Annotated in this window: 13 protein-coding genes; 4 read left to right on the top strand and 9 right to left on the bottom strand. The window is 46.3% G+C overall.

Going from position 1 to position 16,228, the window contains the following annotated elements:
- Positions 1–4: 4 nt before the first annotated feature.
- From OB236_RS33000 to OB236_RS32990, 3 genes are all read right to left on the bottom strand, one after another.
- Entirely contained in the window at positions 5–196 is a 192-nt protein-coding gene (locus OB236_RS33000; RefSeq protein ID WP_076233175.1) for a glutamate decarboxylase, read from the bottom strand.
- A gap of 179 nt (positions 197–375) precedes the next feature.
- A complete protein-coding gene (locus OB236_RS32995; RefSeq protein WP_262687829.1) occupies positions 376–2,334 on the bottom strand; it encodes an S-layer homology domain-containing protein in 1,959 nt (652 codons plus the stop codon).
- 158 nt (positions 2,335–2,492) lie between these two features.
- A complete protein-coding gene (locus OB236_RS32990; protein ID WP_262687828.1) occupies positions 2,493–6,116 on the bottom strand; it encodes a DNA polymerase III subunit alpha in 3,624 nt (1,207 codons plus the stop codon).
- A gap of 126 nt (positions 6,117–6,242) precedes the next feature.
- On the opposite strand from OB236_RS32990, the gene OB236_RS32985 reads away from it, so the two are divergent.
- Together OB236_RS32985 and OB236_RS32980 are read left to right on the top strand one after the other, a co-directional pair.
- On the top strand, positions 6,243–6,575 hold the full coding sequence (locus OB236_RS32985) for a YtrH family sporulation protein (RefSeq protein ID WP_262687870.1): 333 nt from the start codon (positions 6,243–6,245) through the stop codon (positions 6,573–6,575).
- Positions 6,576–6,577: 2 nt separating this feature from the next.
- Positions 6,578–7,072, top strand: a complete 495-nt coding sequence (locus OB236_RS32980; RefSeq protein ID WP_262687869.1) for a hypothetical protein — start codon at positions 6,578–6,580, stop codon at positions 7,070–7,072.
- Between the two features lie 32 nt (positions 7,073–7,104).
- On the opposite strand, the gene OB236_RS32975 is transcribed toward OB236_RS32980, so the two are convergent.
- From OB236_RS32975 to OB236_RS32960, 4 genes are all read right to left on the bottom strand, one after another.
- On the bottom strand, positions 7,105–8,577 hold the full coding sequence (locus tag OB236_RS32975; protein ID WP_262687827.1) for a flagellar hook assembly protein FlgD: 1,473 nt from the start codon (positions 8,575–8,577) through the stop codon (positions 7,105–7,107).
- 108 nt (positions 8,578–8,685) lie between these two features.
- Positions 8,686–9,489, bottom strand: a complete 804-nt coding sequence (locus OB236_RS32970) for a VOC family protein (protein ID WP_262687826.1) — start codon at positions 9,487–9,489, stop codon at positions 8,686–8,688.
- 77 nt (positions 9,490–9,566) lie between these two features.
- A complete protein-coding gene (cysI, locus tag OB236_RS32965; protein ID WP_262687825.1) occupies positions 9,567–11,309 on the bottom strand; it encodes an assimilatory sulfite reductase (NADPH) hemoprotein subunit in 1,743 nt (580 codons plus the stop codon).
- 111 nt (positions 11,310–11,420) lie between these two features.
- Positions 11,421–12,248 (bottom strand): uroporphyrinogen-III synthase, encoded by an 828-nt coding sequence (locus tag OB236_RS32960; protein ID WP_262687824.1) that lies wholly within the window; start codon positions 12,246–12,248, stop codon positions 11,421–11,423.
- A gap of 284 nt (positions 12,249–12,532) precedes the next feature.
- On the opposite strand from OB236_RS32960, the gene pdxR reads away from it, so the two are divergent.
- Positions 12,533–13,978, top strand: coding sequence for a MocR-like pyridoxine biosynthesis transcription factor PdxR (gene pdxR, locus OB236_RS32955; RefSeq protein WP_262687823.1), 1,446 nt, complete (start codon positions 12,533–12,535; stop codon positions 13,976–13,978).
- A 129-nt stretch (positions 13,979–14,107) separates the two neighbouring features.
- On the top strand, positions 14,108–15,199 hold the full coding sequence (serC, locus tag OB236_RS32950) for a 3-phosphoserine/phosphohydroxythreonine transaminase (RefSeq protein WP_262687868.1): 1,092 nt from the start codon (positions 14,108–14,110) through the stop codon (positions 15,197–15,199).
- Positions 15,200–15,255: 56 nt separating this feature from the next.
- Here serC and OB236_RS32945 read toward each other — a convergent pair whose 3' ends face one another.
- Together OB236_RS32945 and OB236_RS32940 are read right to left on the bottom strand one after the other, a co-directional pair.
- Positions 15,256–15,831: an SCO family protein gene (locus tag OB236_RS32945; protein ID WP_262687822.1), complete on the bottom strand. Its 576-nt coding sequence runs from the start codon at positions 15,829–15,831 to the stop codon at positions 15,256–15,258.
- Between the two features lie 14 nt (positions 15,832–15,845).
- Positions 15,846–16,178, bottom strand: coding sequence for a c-type cytochrome (locus OB236_RS32940; protein WP_262687821.1), 333 nt, complete (start codon positions 16,176–16,178; stop codon positions 15,846–15,848).
- Between the last annotated feature and the right edge of the window lie 50 nt (positions 16,179–16,228).

The following is a 16,228-nucleotide window of genomic DNA, read 5'->3' as shown; positions in this document are numbered from 1 at the left end:
CACGTTAATGTCTATGCAAAATGGAGTTGAGTACGTCCTGCACTTCTTCCACTTCACCTTCAGGAACCACGATTTCAAATTGATTCTTAGTCATGTTAATCGCCCGTACTTGAACAAGAAAGCCTTCTTCCGTCAGCTTTTCCTTAATTCGATCTGCAATTTTGGCAGTTGGCGCAATATAAATAACGGTCCACATGAAACAAGACCTCCCGAACATAATGCACTAATGATAGCATAACTTATCTTTTTATCGCAAGAAATTAACTTTGGAGAGAAAACAAGCAGACATTCTCTCTGCTTGGACCGCTCGTTTGGGCATAAATGCTCCATCAAACAAGACAAATCTTAACAGAAATCATGCCTGCCAACCCCTGATTACTTTTGGTAATAAACGCTTTTTGTCACCGTCGAGCTCTTTCCAAGGTTATTAACAGCTTTAAATACAAACGTGTTTTCACCCGCTTTTAAGGGAATATCATACTTGGAAAAATAGCTGCTGCCGCCGATTTTCTCATCATTTAAATACACAAGCGGAAACGAATCGTTCTTATCTGTTACTGTTCCTGATACCGATATCTTGCTAGACGAGGTTTTCTCTGGAATATAATCTACCTTGAGAATGGGACCTCCCGCTGTAAAGGTGATCCTTTTGGTTACTGTGGTCACTTTACCCACGCTGTTTTTCGCTTTGAAAATCAGAATGTTCTCACCCTCAGCCAGTACGATGTCTCTCTTTGAAAAATAACTGCTGCCACCGATCTTCTCATCATTTAAATAGACGGTTGGAAACGAATCATTCTTGTCCGTCACCGTTCCTGATATGGATATCGTCTGTGAGTTCGTTGTCTCCGGGATATCATCTACCTTGAGAATCGGACCTCCTGCTGTAAAAGTAATCTTTTTTGTAATTGTCGTCACTTTATCCACATTGTTTTTCGCTTTGAAGACCAGAATGTTCTCACCCTCGACCAGCACAATATCACTCTTCGAAAAATAACTGCTGCCGCCAATTTTCTCATCATTTAAATAGACGGTAGGAAACGAATCGTTCTTATCCGTTACCGTACCCGATATCGATATCGTCTGTGAGTTCGTTGTCTCCGGGATTTCATCTATCTTAAGAGTCGGACCTCCCGCTGTAAAGGTAATCTTTTTTGTAATTGTGGTCACTTTATCCAAACTGTTTTTCGCTTTGAACACCAGAATGTTCTCACCTTCGACAAGTACAATGTCACTCTTTGAAAAATAATTGCTACCGTGGATTTTCTCATCATTCAAATATACGGTAGGAAACGAATCGTTCTTATCCGTTACCGTACCCGATATCGATATCGTCTGTGAGCTTGTGGTTTCTGGAATATCATCAATCTTTAACTCTGGACCTTCGATTTCATACGTCACTTTTTTGACTATCGTGTTTGTTTTTCCACTGGATAATGTGGCAATGATAGTTAGCTCATAGCTCCCTTCCTTCTCTAACTTAAACCCTTCTTTAAATTGACCGTCTATGATCTTCGTTACATCTTTGCCATTGATCGTTACCTTTGCATTGTTACTAACTGTTCCTGATATGTATACAGTAGAATTTGACGTTTTTTCAGGAACACTTACTTTAAGAAGTGGTCCATCACCTTGATCTTTGGCCGATGTCTTAATGGCTCTATACAAAAGCGTGGCGATTTCTGCGCGAGTTATAGGCTTGTCAGGACGGAATGTACCATCTTCATATCCACTGATTAAAGATCTTTCGGTAGCTATCGCAACATAATCCCTTATTCCGTAGGAAACTTTGCTTACATCTTTAAATTTTCGATCCAATATATTTTTGTTGGTCAGGTCGTTGGTGGTGAGTCCCAAAGTTTTGACTAATGCAACCGCAACATCTTCGCGAGTAGCTTTAATTTCCGGGCTAAAAAACGCTTTGCCTCCAGGAGGATAATAGCCGGTTAAAAAATCTTTGGCTGCTTCCACATACGGATACGACCATTTGTCAGTTTGAACATCATAATAGGAAGGCGCTTTGGGTGAAGGTATATCCAAATAAAAAGTAGTCGCAATGAGCTTGGCAAATTCTTCTCTGGTAATTGAGTTGTCAGGTTTGAACGTTTCATCCTCATAACCGTTGATGTATCCTTTTTTGGACAAATCGGATATCGCCTCATATGCCCAATGATCAGTCTTCAAATCAACGAACACAATATTTTGATTAATCACACCACCATTGACGGCCTGATTTTGCAGCACATTATCAACTGCTGCTGCGGTAAAAGTGGAGCACTGAAACAACAACAAGGATAGCATTATACAAACTAACCTTTTACTTTTCATTACCATCTTCCTCTCTCCTTCAATTCATAACATTCCATCCACTTATGCAGCCTTTAGAACCATTACTTTGGAACCACAACAACTGTTATTCAACAATATATGGTAAATTCCTGCTAAAAAAATAAAATCCGGCATTTTCCCGGATTTTTTGTGATCACACGCTGCTATTTTACTCTCGCTGTATCCTTGCCCAATAAATCTTCGATAACCTGAATCAGCTTCGGAGACGGCTTTACGTTAAATTGATCGTTTAAGCTGAGTGTTTTTTGGCTGCTTTCGTAATAGAGAACAACAGATAACGATCCCTGATGCTGCAGCAGAAGCTCCTTCAGACTGGATAATATGCGCTGCTGCTCATGGGCAGGTGAAATTTTGATATAAACTCGCTGGTTCGAAGGGGGACTTACTGCCTTATTCGGCTGTACCTCACGCGCAGCAGGTGGAGTCACGGTTCGTTCATTTGTGCTTTTTCCTTTATCCGGCTTGCTGACTGTCCTGCTGCCTGGCTTATGGGTAGGAGCAGCTGGACGTCGCATTGCGTTCGCCAGCAGCTCAGGATCATTTAAGGCAAATAACTGATCCGCCAGCAGCTTAACCTCCTCATCACCCTGCTGCAGCTTAGCTTTAATGAGCACCGGCTTCCCCTTTTGAACGAGCGGGGCATATTGCTTCCAAACCTCCGGGAACAGCACGACCTCGACCTTGGAAACGCGATCCTCCAGCTCCATAAAGGCCATCGGCTGGCCCTTCTTGGTCACGATTGTTTTGCTGGAGAGCACCAAGCCCGCTACTATCACCTCACTGTGATCCGGCATTTCCGGCAGGTAATGCAGCAGATCGATCTCCAGCTCTCTCAGTACCTGCTCGTAATCATCAAGCGGACTGCCCGAGATATAAAGACCCAGCAACTCCTTTTCAAACTCCAGCTGTTGAGTCATGGTGTAGGGCGCAATCTGCGGATATTCGACATCCCAGTTCACATCCTCAACAAAGCCAAACAAATGCAGCTGAAGATCGTCGCGTTCCTTTCGCCATTTGAGCGCAGCATTGATCGTATCCTCAAGCATCGCAAGCTGCTGGGCGCGATGACCCGGTAAGGAACCAGCTGCGCCTCCTTGAATGAGTGATTCCAATACACGTTTGTTGCACACTCGTAAATCCACACGACGGCACAGATCAATCAAGCTCTCAAATGGGCCTTCATCGCTGCTGCGCTCCTGCATAATGGTTTCAATCGCATGCGTGCCTACATTTTTGATGGCAGCTAGTCCAAACCGTATAGCTCCAAAACTGACCGGATTATCCTCCAACTCTTCGAGCGATTGCGGCTGCTTTGCTGGAGTGAAGACGATCCCGCTCTCGTTGACATCAGGCGGCAGTACAGCAATACCCATCCGACGACATTCATCGACATATTCAGCTACTTTATTGTGATTACCCATCACAGCTGTCAGCATCGATGCCATAAACTGAACCGGGTAATGAGCCTTGAGATAAGCCGTTTGAAAAGCCAGCACTCCATAAGCGGTAGCATGCGCGCGCGGAAATCCGTAATCGGCGAAGCGGACGATCATATCGTAGACCTTGTTCGCTTCAGCTGCACTATAACCAAGCGATTGGCTGCCTTTAACAAAATGCGCACGTTCCTCGTCAAGTACCTCACGCTTCTTCTTGCTTACGGCCCGACGCAGCAAATCCGCTTCGCCCAGACTGAAGCCGGCCATTTGGGAAGCAATTTGCATGATTTGCTCTTGATACACAATAATTCCGTACGTATCACGCAGGATCGGCTCCAGATCCGCATGCGGGTATTCCACTTCGATTTCCCCGTGCTTACCTTGTATAAAACGCGGGATGAATTCCATTGGGCCTGGACGGTACAGCGCGACTACTGAAATAATATCCTCAAACCCCGACGGTCGCAGCTCCTTAAGCACCTTGCGAACCCCGGGAGATTCCATTTGAAATACACCTGTTGTGTCTCCTCTACCCAGCATTTCGTAGGTAGCCGGATCATCGATTGACAGCTTATGAAAATCAAGCTCAATTCCTGTCTGCTCCTTGATCCACATCAGAGTCCGTTCGATGATTGATAACGTTCGCAGTCCGAGAAAATCCATTTTTAACAGCCCGATGGCTTCCAGATGCTCCATGGAATATTGCGTTAATGCCGTCTGCTCGTTGCCTTCCTGCAAAGGTACGTACTGAGTTAACGGCTCGCGCGAAATCACGACACCTGCGGCATGTGTCGATGCGTGACGAGGCATTCCCTCCACCTTCATGGCCATATCCAGCAGCTCTGCCGTCTTCGGCTGTCTGGCAGCTAATGCTTTCAGATCAGGATTGGCTTCAACCGCCTCCGCCAGCGTCATCCCGAGCTGATGCGGAATCATTTTGGCTGCGCGGTCCACTTCATTATATGGCAGGTTTAATACACGGCCCACGTCACGAACGGCAGCCTTGGCAGCCATCGTTCCGAACGTAATAATCTGCGCAACATGCTCGGGACCGTATTTGGCCACGACATAGTCAATAACCTCATCCCTCCGCAAATCGCTAAAATCGATATCGATATCCGGCATCGATATCCGTTCCGGATTCAAAAACCGTTCAAACAACAGCTTGTAGCGGATCGGGTCGACATCCGTAATACGCAGCACATAGGCAACCAGACTTCCTGCAGACGAGCCCCGTCCCGGTCCTGTTGCAATCCGCTGCTCGTGCGCAAAGCGAATAAAATCCCATACGATGAGAAAATAATCAGAAAAGCCCATTCGTTCAATAACCGACAGCTCGTAAACGAGACGCTCCTCAATCTGCTTGCGAAAGCTCGGGTCCTGCCAGGAATCCGAGTGCTCATATCGCATTCTGAGCCCCACCTTACACAATTCGGCAAGGTATTCTCCAGCGGTCGAATGATCAGGAATCGGCTCGAAACGCGGCAAAATGGAACGGCCGAATTCGATCTCCAGCTGACAGCGTTCCGCTATAATCGACGTATTGGCAATCGCCTGCGGTACGTGAGGAAACAATCTGTTCATTTCCTCAGCGCTTTTCAAATAAAGCTGGCTCGACTGGAACTTGAGACGATCCGGATCGTCCACCGTTTTGCCAGTGCCAATGCACAGCAATATGTCCTGTACCGCATGGTCCGGCTCACGAACATAGTGAACATCGTTGGTGGCAACTAACGGAATTCCCGTATCCTCACTCAGACGCAGCATGCTTTGGTTCACTTTTTTCTGCTCCAGCAGACCGTGATCCTGCAGCTCCAGAAAGAAATCATCCCCGAATATGGCCCGGTAGCGAAGCGCTGCTTCCTTGGCTTGCTCATATCGCTCATGCAGCAGATGCTGGGACACCTCGCCGCCCAGACAGGAGCTTGTGCAAATGAGTCCTTCCGAATATTGAGCCAGGTGCTGCGGATCAATCCGCGGTTTATAATGATGGCCCTGCAGATGTCCAATCGAGCACAGCTTCATCAGATTCTGATAGCCCACCTGATTTTTGGCAAGCAAAATCAGATGATAGATCGGATGTTCCTTGCGTGTGCCCTTATCACGAATGGAGCCAGCCGTATAATACATCTCACAGCCAATAATCGGTTTAATGCCGTGCCGTTTGCATGCTTTATAAAAAGGAATCGCTCCATACATGACGCCGTGATCAGTCAAGGCAAGTGATTTCATGCCCATGGCTGCCGCTTGCCCGACCATATCGTCGATACGCGCCGCACCGTCCAGCAAGCTATATTCGCTATGTACATGCAGATGCACAAAGTCGCTCATCTGCCTCGCCCCCTCCATATGTGTCCGAATACCTATATATAAATATCTTATCATAATACGAACACGTGTACCATACAATTTACAATAGGAGAACAAGCTTCGAAGATGAAGAGGGTGAAAGAAACGATGACAAGCTTTTTAACCAAATGTGCAATGGATTGGTTTATTGCGTTCGGAGTTGTGCTTGGAGGCACGCTGCTCGGAGGGATCGGGGCCGTCCTTATCATGGAACCGCCAACGACGAGAATGCTGCTAATTTCGGAACAAATCAAAATCTGGGCGGTAGTAGCTGCTGTAGGCGGAACCATCGATCCGATCCGAGTCATTGAAAGCAATTTGACCGAGGGCTATATATCCCCGGCCATTAAGCAAATTTTGTATATTGTGTTCGCGTTTATCGGGGCACAGGTCGGAACCTCGCTGATCCAATGGATTTGCAAGGGAGGCAACAGCAGTTGAGGGTGCCGCCTTTTGAACAATTTACCGGACTGCTGCAGGCTGCTGGCTTGCTAGCGGCGGGAGCGATCATCGGTTGTGCTGTATTTGTGAGTATTTACCATCATCACCTGAATGCCACGCTCCTGGAAAATCGTGAGCTGCGAGCGGAAAACGAGCAGCTGATTCAGGACAATAATTCCTATCGGATTAGCAAAACCCAACAAAATCGAATTAATCGCCTTGACGTGATTGTCGAGTCGGGTGAAGACCAGCCCTTCGACAAACTGACCGAGCAAGAGCTGGAACGCAGGATCCGCAATGACCTGAATATTGTTAAAGGTCAAAAAATCAGCAGCATCGCCGAATCCCCCCAGCTCTACCGGTCACTGATTGCTCAGAAAACCTATCATGCGATTATGGACAAGGACTACACGGTCAACATTACAACCATGCTGCTGCTTCAAACTGAGCTGAAGGTTTGGGTTACCGCCAAGGAAGCCAAGCGTAGTCCTGGTTAAGAGGCGGCGGACTCTAACAGTCTATCTGGAACTCAAGGAGCACCGATACGCACTGGAAAGTGGGTCAGGATGGCTGAGCTCGCTTCCTGCTGCTGAATAGCTGTCGTGTTGTTAATCATGTAGCTGATGGTCATCGGTAGCTTGATTTGCACATTATACAGCCCAAAGGGTACCTGCTTGCCAGCCGCATCCTTTTGATCCCAATTGAAGGTGATACCGGCGCTGGACCCGCTGTTAAACAGCCCCTTCGGAGCCTCAAGCGTTCCCGACCAAACGAGCTGCGGCTTCATACCGTCATCATTTTCGCTTTGACGTACAATTTCGATTTCAAAAGAAGTAGATGCGTCCAGGGTGAGTTGATCTGGACTTACATTTTTTACGTTAAAGTGAATCGTGGCCGGTTGATCGGACGTAAAGGCAGCTTCAGGATCAGTTTTCTCGCCATTCGATACGATGGCAGTCAAATCAAATGGATAATTGCTCCGTCTGGTGCCAATGACAGATTCAACCATCGTCCAATCCACCGGGATGAGCTTTGGTTCGATAGCGGCAGGGAGTGAATACGTGTCTGGATCATAGTCGGGTGCCGCTTGATAGATCCACACGTCCCCAAGCCATTGGCTATGAATGTGATGCCAGCCGCTGCCGTGCTCGAAAGCTTCGACCGTCTGCGGTGCCAGTGTGCCCAACACCCGAGCTCTTCGATCTGGATGCTCATACACATTCACAGTAGCCTTGAACGTCACACGGGTATCTTTCTTTTGCAAATCCTTGGGGTAGCCAGTGTTCGTGTGGACCCACCGTTTTCCTTCCCAGGTGTCAATGTAATACCATTCCTTGTAAAGCGTTATTTTACTTTGTATCCACTGCGGCTGCAGCCATCCCACGACCTCACTGCCTAAATCCGGTGCATTGAAAATCGGCGTGATCGTCCTTAACTGTGCTGACCACCCCGAGCTATTGCTGCCTTCTGCATTCACATCGTCGAATATCGGCTGCTCAGGATGAATCCACTTGTAGCCCATCCAGGTCTGGATGCGGTAATAGCCTTGATCCGAATAAATGGATCGCACCACCTGCGGTGAAATGGTTCCAAGGCTGCGAGCACCTCCTGATCGTTGATCATACAGATGTTCACTTCCCGCAAGGGCTATATACTGATAATCATTATCATCCATTTCCGGACTTTGCACATGAACCCAACGATCACCGTCAGTCGTCTGGATTCGAAACCAGGCTTCGTCATGCGTGCTCAGCAGCTTCCGGTCCCATCCGTCCTCTGCTCCTGTCACTTGAACCTTTTGCGGAGCTGCTTCATAAAGCTCCACACCATCGATGGTATCGTAAACCGGAGTAACCTTATCCTTAAGGTTGAGTGCTTGGGGAAGCTTCATACCTGTCGAATTCGAGTCCGCCGCTAGCGCGTCCTGAGGGAGCCAGGACAAAGTCAGTAACAGCAGCAGCACAACCCTTATTGGTATCTTTATAAAAAAATGCGATTTCATCAGCATCTTCCTCTCGACTTTGTTGGTCATTAACTAAGACGCATCATTCAAGAGAAAGGTTTCTAAACGAGAGATCATCATCGAACTTATATTTACCAGTCTGCCGACCTATTTCCTTGCTAATGGCAAGTTTAACAAGGCAGCGGTTTCCTCTGGAGATGCTGTCACAACGAGACGAAGCCTGTATCCATTGAAGCTAAAGCTCAGTTCCTCATCATGCCCTGCATTCGTATGGCTGACTATCCCCTGCTCCTCCAACAAGGTACGAACCTGTTGAATAAATCTGGAATCCGACACCCCAAAGCTTACGGCCATGCGAGGTGGCATTGCGATCATAGCAATTGGAATCCAACGCCTTTGGGTTGAAGTTACAATCGTATGCGCTGTACCCCCGATAACAAAGTTAAAGTTGTCTTGCTCCTTGATCGTTTTTAATTGCAAGGTGCCCTTCAGCCATTCTCGAAACCCAATGACATCATTAACGGGAAAACCAATTTCACGGAGATACATCACTTTAAGGGGACCGCAGGGAGCCAGCACACCTTCATTCACATAGGAATGGGTTATGATTTCTAATAAATTACCGTCGCCGTCACGGAAATAAATATTTCTACCTGTCTCAAAGACATCTATTTCGTGCCCTGCAGGCCATTTTAATGGTGAAATTCCAGCACTCCTGACAAAGGCAGCACTGGCCTCAAATTCAGAATAAGGTACCTCAAATGCAATATGGGCAGGGGCTATTGGCTCAAAAGCTTCCGTGAATGTTAATGCGAAATCAGCGGTCGGTTGAAAAGTAATGGCCGTTTCCGATTCGAACACAACGGGAAATTGCAGTTGATCGTGATAAAACTGCTTCACGGCAAGCTTGGAGACTGTATGTAATTGTAGTCCTGCAAAATGAGTAATCATTTGTCCACGCTCCATTTCACTTTCTATAATTTACAATAACAGCATCCATAGCAAGCCACAACCATATTCGTTTCAATTCAATCATGGAAATCCAGTCCAGAACGGACTTCTCTAACATAACCGGTTCGAATGACAAAATCACCGAAATGCTCGCCCGGATTTCGTTCATTGGCATATCTGTGGATGATAGGTGTTAACTCTCCCAGAATCTCCGCTTCATTCAGGCTTTCCCGATAAAGCTTGCTCATTCTCTCACCCGCAAACCCCGCACCCATATAAAGATTGTATTTGCCGGGAGATTTGCCAATCATGGCAATTTCACCAAGCACTGGCCGTGCACAGCCATTCGGGCAGCCAGTCATCCTGATAACGATTTCCTCCTCATGTAAGCCTGCGTCGTCCAATACCGTCTCTATCTTCTCCAGTAATGCGGGCAGATAACGCTCAGCCTCGGCCATCGCCAGGCCGCAGGTAGGCAGCGATACACAAGACATCGCGTTTCGACGAAGAGCAGATTGCTGATAACCATCACTGAGTCCGTATTTTTCCACCAGCCTCATCACTTTTCCCTTATCTGTACTGGATACATTTGTGATGATGAGATTCTGATTTCCCGTCAAGCGGAAGTCACCTTTATGAATTTTGGCGATTTCGCGTAAGCCGGTCATCAGAAGATAGCCCTCCTGATCCTTAATTCGCCCGTTCATGATAAACAGTGTCAGATGCCACTGATTATTGCTTCCCTTCACCCATCCGTAACGATCACCGTGATGCTCGAAATAATAAGGACGCGCACGATCTAACTCCCATCCCAGCCGATCATGCAGCTGGCTAATAAACCAGTCATATCCGTATCGGTCGATTGTATATTTAAAACGGGCATTTTTGCGGACCGAACGATTGCCATAATCCCGCTGAATCAATACGGTTTTCTCCGCTACCTCAATGACCTGATCTGGAAGGCAGAAGCCAATTACCTGTGATAATTGTGGGTACGTAGTCGTATCACTGTGCGTCATACCCATTCCCCCACCTACGGCCACATTAAAGCCCTTCAGCTCTCCATCTTCAATAATGGCGATAAAACCCAAGTCCTGCGAAAATACATCAATATCATTAGAAGGCGGAACGGCCATCCCGATCTTGAACTTACGCGGCAAGTAAGCGGGCCCGTAAATCGGCTCAACCAATTTGCCCTGCAGGCTGTCAACCACCTTCTCGTCATTAATCCAGATTTCATGATAAGCAGGAGTGCGTGGTGACAAGTGGTTGCTGATCGCTCGTGTCCAACCGTATACCTCAGTATGAATATCAGACTGATACGGATTGGGATTGCACATGACATTACGATTCACATCCCCGCAAGCTGCACGTGTTGTCATCAACGCATCATTAACTTCCCGTATGGTTTCCTGCAGGTTCCATTTCACGATACCGTGGAGCTGAAAAGATTGCCGCGTTGTCAAACGCAGAGTATCGTTTCCGTACAGACGAGCAAGGTTATCCAATACCAAATATTGTTCTGGTGAGGCCACACCTCCGGGGGCAAGCACACGCAGCATGAACTGATAGGCTGGTTCAAGCTTCTTTTTTTCCCGCTCATTACGCTGATCCCGGTCATCTTGCATGTAGCTTCCATGAAATTTAAGAAGTCTGTTATCATCCTCTGGAATAGAGCCTGTAATACGATCACGCAATGCATCATAAATGGTGCCGCGCAAATATTCACTACCCCGTTTAATGTGCTCGACCTCGCTTGGCGGTCCTCCTGGCGGAGTTACTTTCGGTGGATTTGCCGGAACCTTCAAAGAACTTCCCATTATCCTCTGCGAACTCCTTGAAGAAGTCGCTGGCTCCACCTCTATCGAACTCATGGATGTTAAGTATCGTACGTGATCCTCTTTATCTGGTGCCATTTCTATTAACTCCTTTCATTGTTGGATGTCTGTAGATGGATTCTGATAGTAATGGGAGAGTTCAACGATCATGGCACCCATCCGTTCGGTTTCAGGTGTTAATATTCGTCTCACGCCCTCCTCCTTCAATGCTTCGGCCGTCACTCTTCCAACTGCCGTCGCGAGCACCTTCGTATTGAAGCTTTCATTAATCCTCAGATAATAACCATTATTTTTGGAAAAATCATACAAATAGCGAACCTGAACCGCTGTCGTAAAACAGACCGCATCGACGGAGCCATCCATAATCTCCTGGCATAATTGACGCGATACCTTATCATCCGGAGCGATATGTTTATAAGGCAAAAGTGTCCTGGTTGCTGCTCCCTTATTTTTCAAAAAAGCTACCAATAACGGCATAGGCTCGCCATGCAGCTGAATGGTTACCCCTTGACCTTCAAATGCATAGGATTGCAGTTCTCGAATAAGTCCTTGCGTTGTACCATCATCATCAATGACAATCGGCTTAATCCCGATTTTTTTCAGCATGGCAAATGTTTTATACCCTCTTGCTGCGACTTTGGACTGTTTCACAACTGTGAGAAGGCTTTGCGTCACACCGATTCGTTCTGCCTGCTGAAGTAAAGCTTCAAGTCCGGTTCCCGTTGTGAAAATCATCCAGTCGGTTCCACTCTCCACCAGATTAAGCAGGTCACGCTCCACTTCATTTTCAGCAAGGAGCAAGGTCCCTTGTTGTGGACGAATAACGGGAATACCGTCATGTTTTTCAATAATTGCACTCAGTTCATTTAATTTACGGGAACCGGTGATAACAATCCGTTTTCCATCCAAACCTCTAGCCATTCTGAATACTCCCTTCTGTATGATGCAGTTTAACAATGAATTCCGACTTGATAACTATGATAAAAGAAAAGGACTTAAAGGAAACCATCCAAAGTTCATGAATTTATAACCATCCATTGCACTTGATAACCTATTGCATGCAACATCCAAGTTCAACAGATTGATAGACATTTGTCATTTTATGATGAAAAAATGAAGCTTACTGTATCCTTACAAATGGTATGATAAAAAACACAGTATTCATTCATCCTATATACAAAAAGATACCTGGGGAGGTCTAGTTCATGTGGAAACCTGATCGTTTAAGCGACCAAACTTTATTTCAACAAATTGCTGATGATCTCGAACGGAGAATCTCTTATGGCGAGTTTCCAGCTGGAAGCTTGCTTCCTTCCGAACGAAAATTAGCGGAGCAGTTGGGAGTGAACCGCAGTACCGTGATCCAGGCCTACGCGGAGCTGCGGGCGCATGGGATTATTGAGAGCCGATCGGGAAGCGGAACGCGAGTAAGTAAATATAAATGGGGAGCTACGCCCAAACATACCCCTAACTGGCATCGATACGCAGAAGGTGGTAACTTTTTGCCTAATTTGCCTTTTTTGCGACGTATCCGTGAAGCTCTGGGGCACAATCAAACCTTGATTGATTTTGCCAGCGGCGAATTGGCAGGAGACTTATCCCCTGTCGAAGAGATCAATCTGCTCATGAGCGAACATGAATATACCTCCTACTTGGGCTATGACAACCCGCAAGGGTACATTCCGCTCAGACAAGCATTGGTAGCGTACTTGAAGCAGTACCGGGGAATTCAAACGACAGAGGAGTCCATTCTCATCACATCGGGTTCACAGCAATCCTTGTATTTAATTACACAGTGCTTGCTGTCTCCTGGAGATGCGGTTGCCATAGAAGATCCTTCTTATTGCTATTCATTGCCTATGTTTCAATCAGCCGGTCTCCGCTTGTTCCGTCTTCCCGTAGATGATAAAGGAGTTCGACCTGATGATATCCGTTCACTCTACAAGAAGCATCGGATCAAGATGGTGTTTATTAATCCGAATTTTCAAAACCCAACCGGCGCTGTTCTTGATGCTGAACGCCGTAAGGAACTGCTCGATGTGGCGAGCGAGCTGGGTCTCCCCATTGTAGAAGATGATCCCTTTAGCCTGACTGCCTATGACGGGGTACCTCCAAAGCCGCTCAAATCGATTGATCCCATCGGATCCGTTCTCTACATCGGTTCATTTTCCAAAATAGCCGCTTCAGGATTGCGTATTGGATGGATGGTTGCTCCCCATTCCGTCGTCGAGCGGTTGGCCGATGCCAGGCAGCAGATGGATTTTGGACTTAGTGTAATCCCACAAAGGGTGGCTGCGCAGTTTTTGAAATCGGCTTATTTCGTTCCTCATTTGGAGCGTTTGCGCATGCATCTGCTGTATAAACGGGATTTGTTGATTGAAGCACTGCATAAGGAATTACACGAGCTCGTCAGCTTCACAGTCCCACAAGGAGGCTTGCATCTTTGGTGCAAAATTATACCCGAGGTAAATGATAACAAGCTGTTGGAAGAAGCCATTCGAAGGGGGGTTATCTTTGTCCCTGGAAGCGTCTATGGTTCCGAATCAGGTTATGTACGATTCACTTATGCGAGAGCGCGAGCTGATGAAATCGGTCCAGGAATATCGAAATTTTCAGCGGCTCTTCAGGAAGCCAGGGTGAATAAGTACTGAAATAAACCATTCACTCGACTCACAGGAACTGGATGGCTAAAAAAGTGGGAGATTGGAAGGTTACTTAGCCATGCACATCCTCTATAGTTAACCCCATAAAATATATAATTATAGAAGGTGACGATGAGTATGCGAATACGTCCATACAATTTTTATGCAGGTCCTGCTGCACTACCTATAGAGGTATTAGAGCAAGCACAAGCGGAGATGATCGATTATAAGGGAATAGGCATGTCCATTATGGAAATTTCGCATCGTTCCAAAGAATATGAAGAAATCCATAATGAGGCACAGCAGCTCTTTAAAGAACTGCTTAAGCTTCCGGCAGGGTATAAGGTGCTTTTTCTGCAGGGTGGAGCGAGTACGCAATTCTCAATGATTCCGATGAATTTTCTCTCACCAGGCAAAACTGGAAACTATGTGATGACAGGGGCTTGGGCGGACAAGGCGATCCAGGAAGCTCGAAAGTTCGGGGAAACGGTCATAGCGGCTTCGGGAGAAGTAAATAACTATATGGAAATTCCATCCATTTCAGACATACAGGTTAACCCGCAGAAGGCTGCTTATCTGCATATTACTTCAAACGAAACGATCAATGGCTCACAGTTCCACAGCTTCCCGCATATGGATCATGTTCCCTTGATAGCCGATATGTCCAGTGATATCCTGTCACGTCCCATAGATGCCTCACAATTCGCCTTGATCTATGCCGGAGCTCAAAAAAATCTCGGTCCATCCGGAGTCACGGTGGTCATATTGCAAGAAGAAATCATTAGAAATATTCCTGCACATTTACCTGCGATGCTGAACTATGAGACGTATACCCAACACAATTCGCTGTTTAATACTCCACCCGTTTATTCGATTTATATGGTCAATCTGGTTTTGAAATGGATTAAGCAGCATGGTGGTTTGGCAGGTTTGGAGAAACGAAATACGGAGAAAGCCAAGCTGATTTATGATGCTATCGATCAAAGTGGCGGATTTTACACAGGTATGGTCAAACCAAACAGCCGGTCACTGATGAATATTACTTTTAAAGTCCATAACGAACAATTGGAGAAGCTCTTATTGCAGAAAGCGAACGCCGAGCATTTTATTGGATTGGAGGGGCATCGCAGCGTGGGACATCTCCGTGCGTCAACTTACAATGCAGTGCCCTATGAAGCATGCCAAGCGCTCGCGGATTTGATGATTGATTTTCAAAAGCGCAATGGATAACACAAAAAGGTTAGCATCTCCTAATGCTGACCTTTTTCGCTCTCCACGCGTATTGCCTATCGTTGCAGCGCTTTGATATCCTTTATGATTTTATCGTAGGGTGTGTCCATGCTCCCATCATATTTGGCCACTACCGTACCTGACGAGTCGACCAGATAAAACAGGGTTCCGTGAATGACTTGATTGGAGGATGCATCTCTGGTTACGATAGATTTAAACGACTTGAGGGCAAATGTTTGGATTTCATCAAACTCATATCCGGTTAACGCATGCCAATTGGAAAAATCAGCGTCAAATTTAGATAAGTATTTTTTTAAAGCCTCCGGTTTGTCCCGCTCCGGATCTACTGAAAAAGAAACGATTTGAGCCTCAACACCTGCTGCCTTCAATTGCTTTTGCAGCTTTGACATGTTAGCTGTCATTGTCGGGCATACCGTAGTGCAATAGGTAAAAACAAAGTCGGCAATCCAAACCTTTCCTTTTAAATCAGATAAAGCGACGGTTTTTTCATCCTGATTGATGAAATTGAAGGGTGTCACCTGATAATGGAGTTGATTCGGTTTGCCATTGCTGCAGGCGGCTGTAAATATAAGGATCAAACCTAACCAACCAACTAAAATAACTTTTTTCATAACTGCCTCCCCCTTCATTGATGGATTGAGAGCCATTGTGCTAAAGCTTCCATTTCTTCACCATTTAATATGTGGTTAAAGGCAGGCATACCTACAGCACCACCTTGAATGATACCCAACAACTCTTCCTTGGTCATATTCGATCCAATATGCTGCAAGCTTGGACCTACCCTACCGCTTAAGTCAGCAGCGTGGCAGGATAAACACTGTTTTTTATACAACGCTACTGCGCCAGCCTCACCAGGTACAGTTGTATTCGAAGCGTCATTTCCTTGATTACATGCGGTTGATACAACAACAACAACGAAGAACATCATAAAAACTAAATAACCTTTTCTTCTATTCATCCCCAACGATCAGTTCCTTTTTGGGCAGTATCAATTTAAAATCCCCTCCC

Source organism: Paenibacillus baimaensis (assembly GCF_025567575.1).
This window is presented reverse-complemented; position numbering and strand designations above follow the sequence as displayed.

Coding starts and splice junctions, on each gene's coding strand:
- OB236_RS33000 (WP_076233175.1), bottom strand. CDS start 196: ATGTGGACCGTTATTTATATTGCGCCAACTGCCAAAATTGCAGATCGA.
- OB236_RS32995 (WP_262687829.1), bottom strand. CDS start 2,334: ATGGTAATGAAAAGTAAAAGGTTAGTTTGTATAATGCTATCCTTGTTG.
- OB236_RS32990 (WP_262687828.1), bottom strand. CDS start 6,116: ATGAGCGACTTTGTGCATCTGCATGTACATAGCGAATATAGCTTGCTG.
- OB236_RS32985 (WP_262687870.1), top strand. CDS start 6,243: ATGACAAGCTTTTTAACCAAATGTGCAATGGATTGGTTTATTGCGTTC.
- OB236_RS32975 (WP_262687827.1), bottom strand. CDS start 8,577: ATGAAATCGCATTTTTTTATAAAGATACCAATAAGGGTTGTGCTGCTG.
- OB236_RS32970 (WP_262687826.1), bottom strand. CDS start 9,489: ATGATTACTCATTTTGCAGGACTACAATTACATACAGTCTCCAAGCTT.
- cysI (WP_262687825.1), bottom strand. CDS start 11,309: ATGGGAAGTTCTTTGAAGGTTCCGGCAAATCCACCGAAAGTAACTCCG.
- OB236_RS32960 (WP_262687824.1), bottom strand. CDS start 12,248: ATGGCTAGAGGTTTGGATGGAAAACGGATTGTTATCACCGGTTCCCGT.
- pdxR (WP_262687823.1), top strand. CDS start 12,533: ATGTGGAAACCTGATCGTTTAAGCGACCAAACTTTATTTCAACAAATT.
- serC (WP_262687868.1), top strand. CDS start 14,108: ATGCGAATACGTCCATACAATTTTTATGCAGGTCCTGCTGCACTACCT.
- OB236_RS32945 (WP_262687822.1), bottom strand. CDS start 15,831: ATGAAAAAAGTTATTTTAGTTGGTTGGTTAGGTTTGATCCTTATATTT.
- OB236_RS32940 (WP_262687821.1), bottom strand. CDS start 16,178: ATGAATAGAAGAAAAGGTTATTTAGTTTTTATGATGTTCTTCGTTGTT.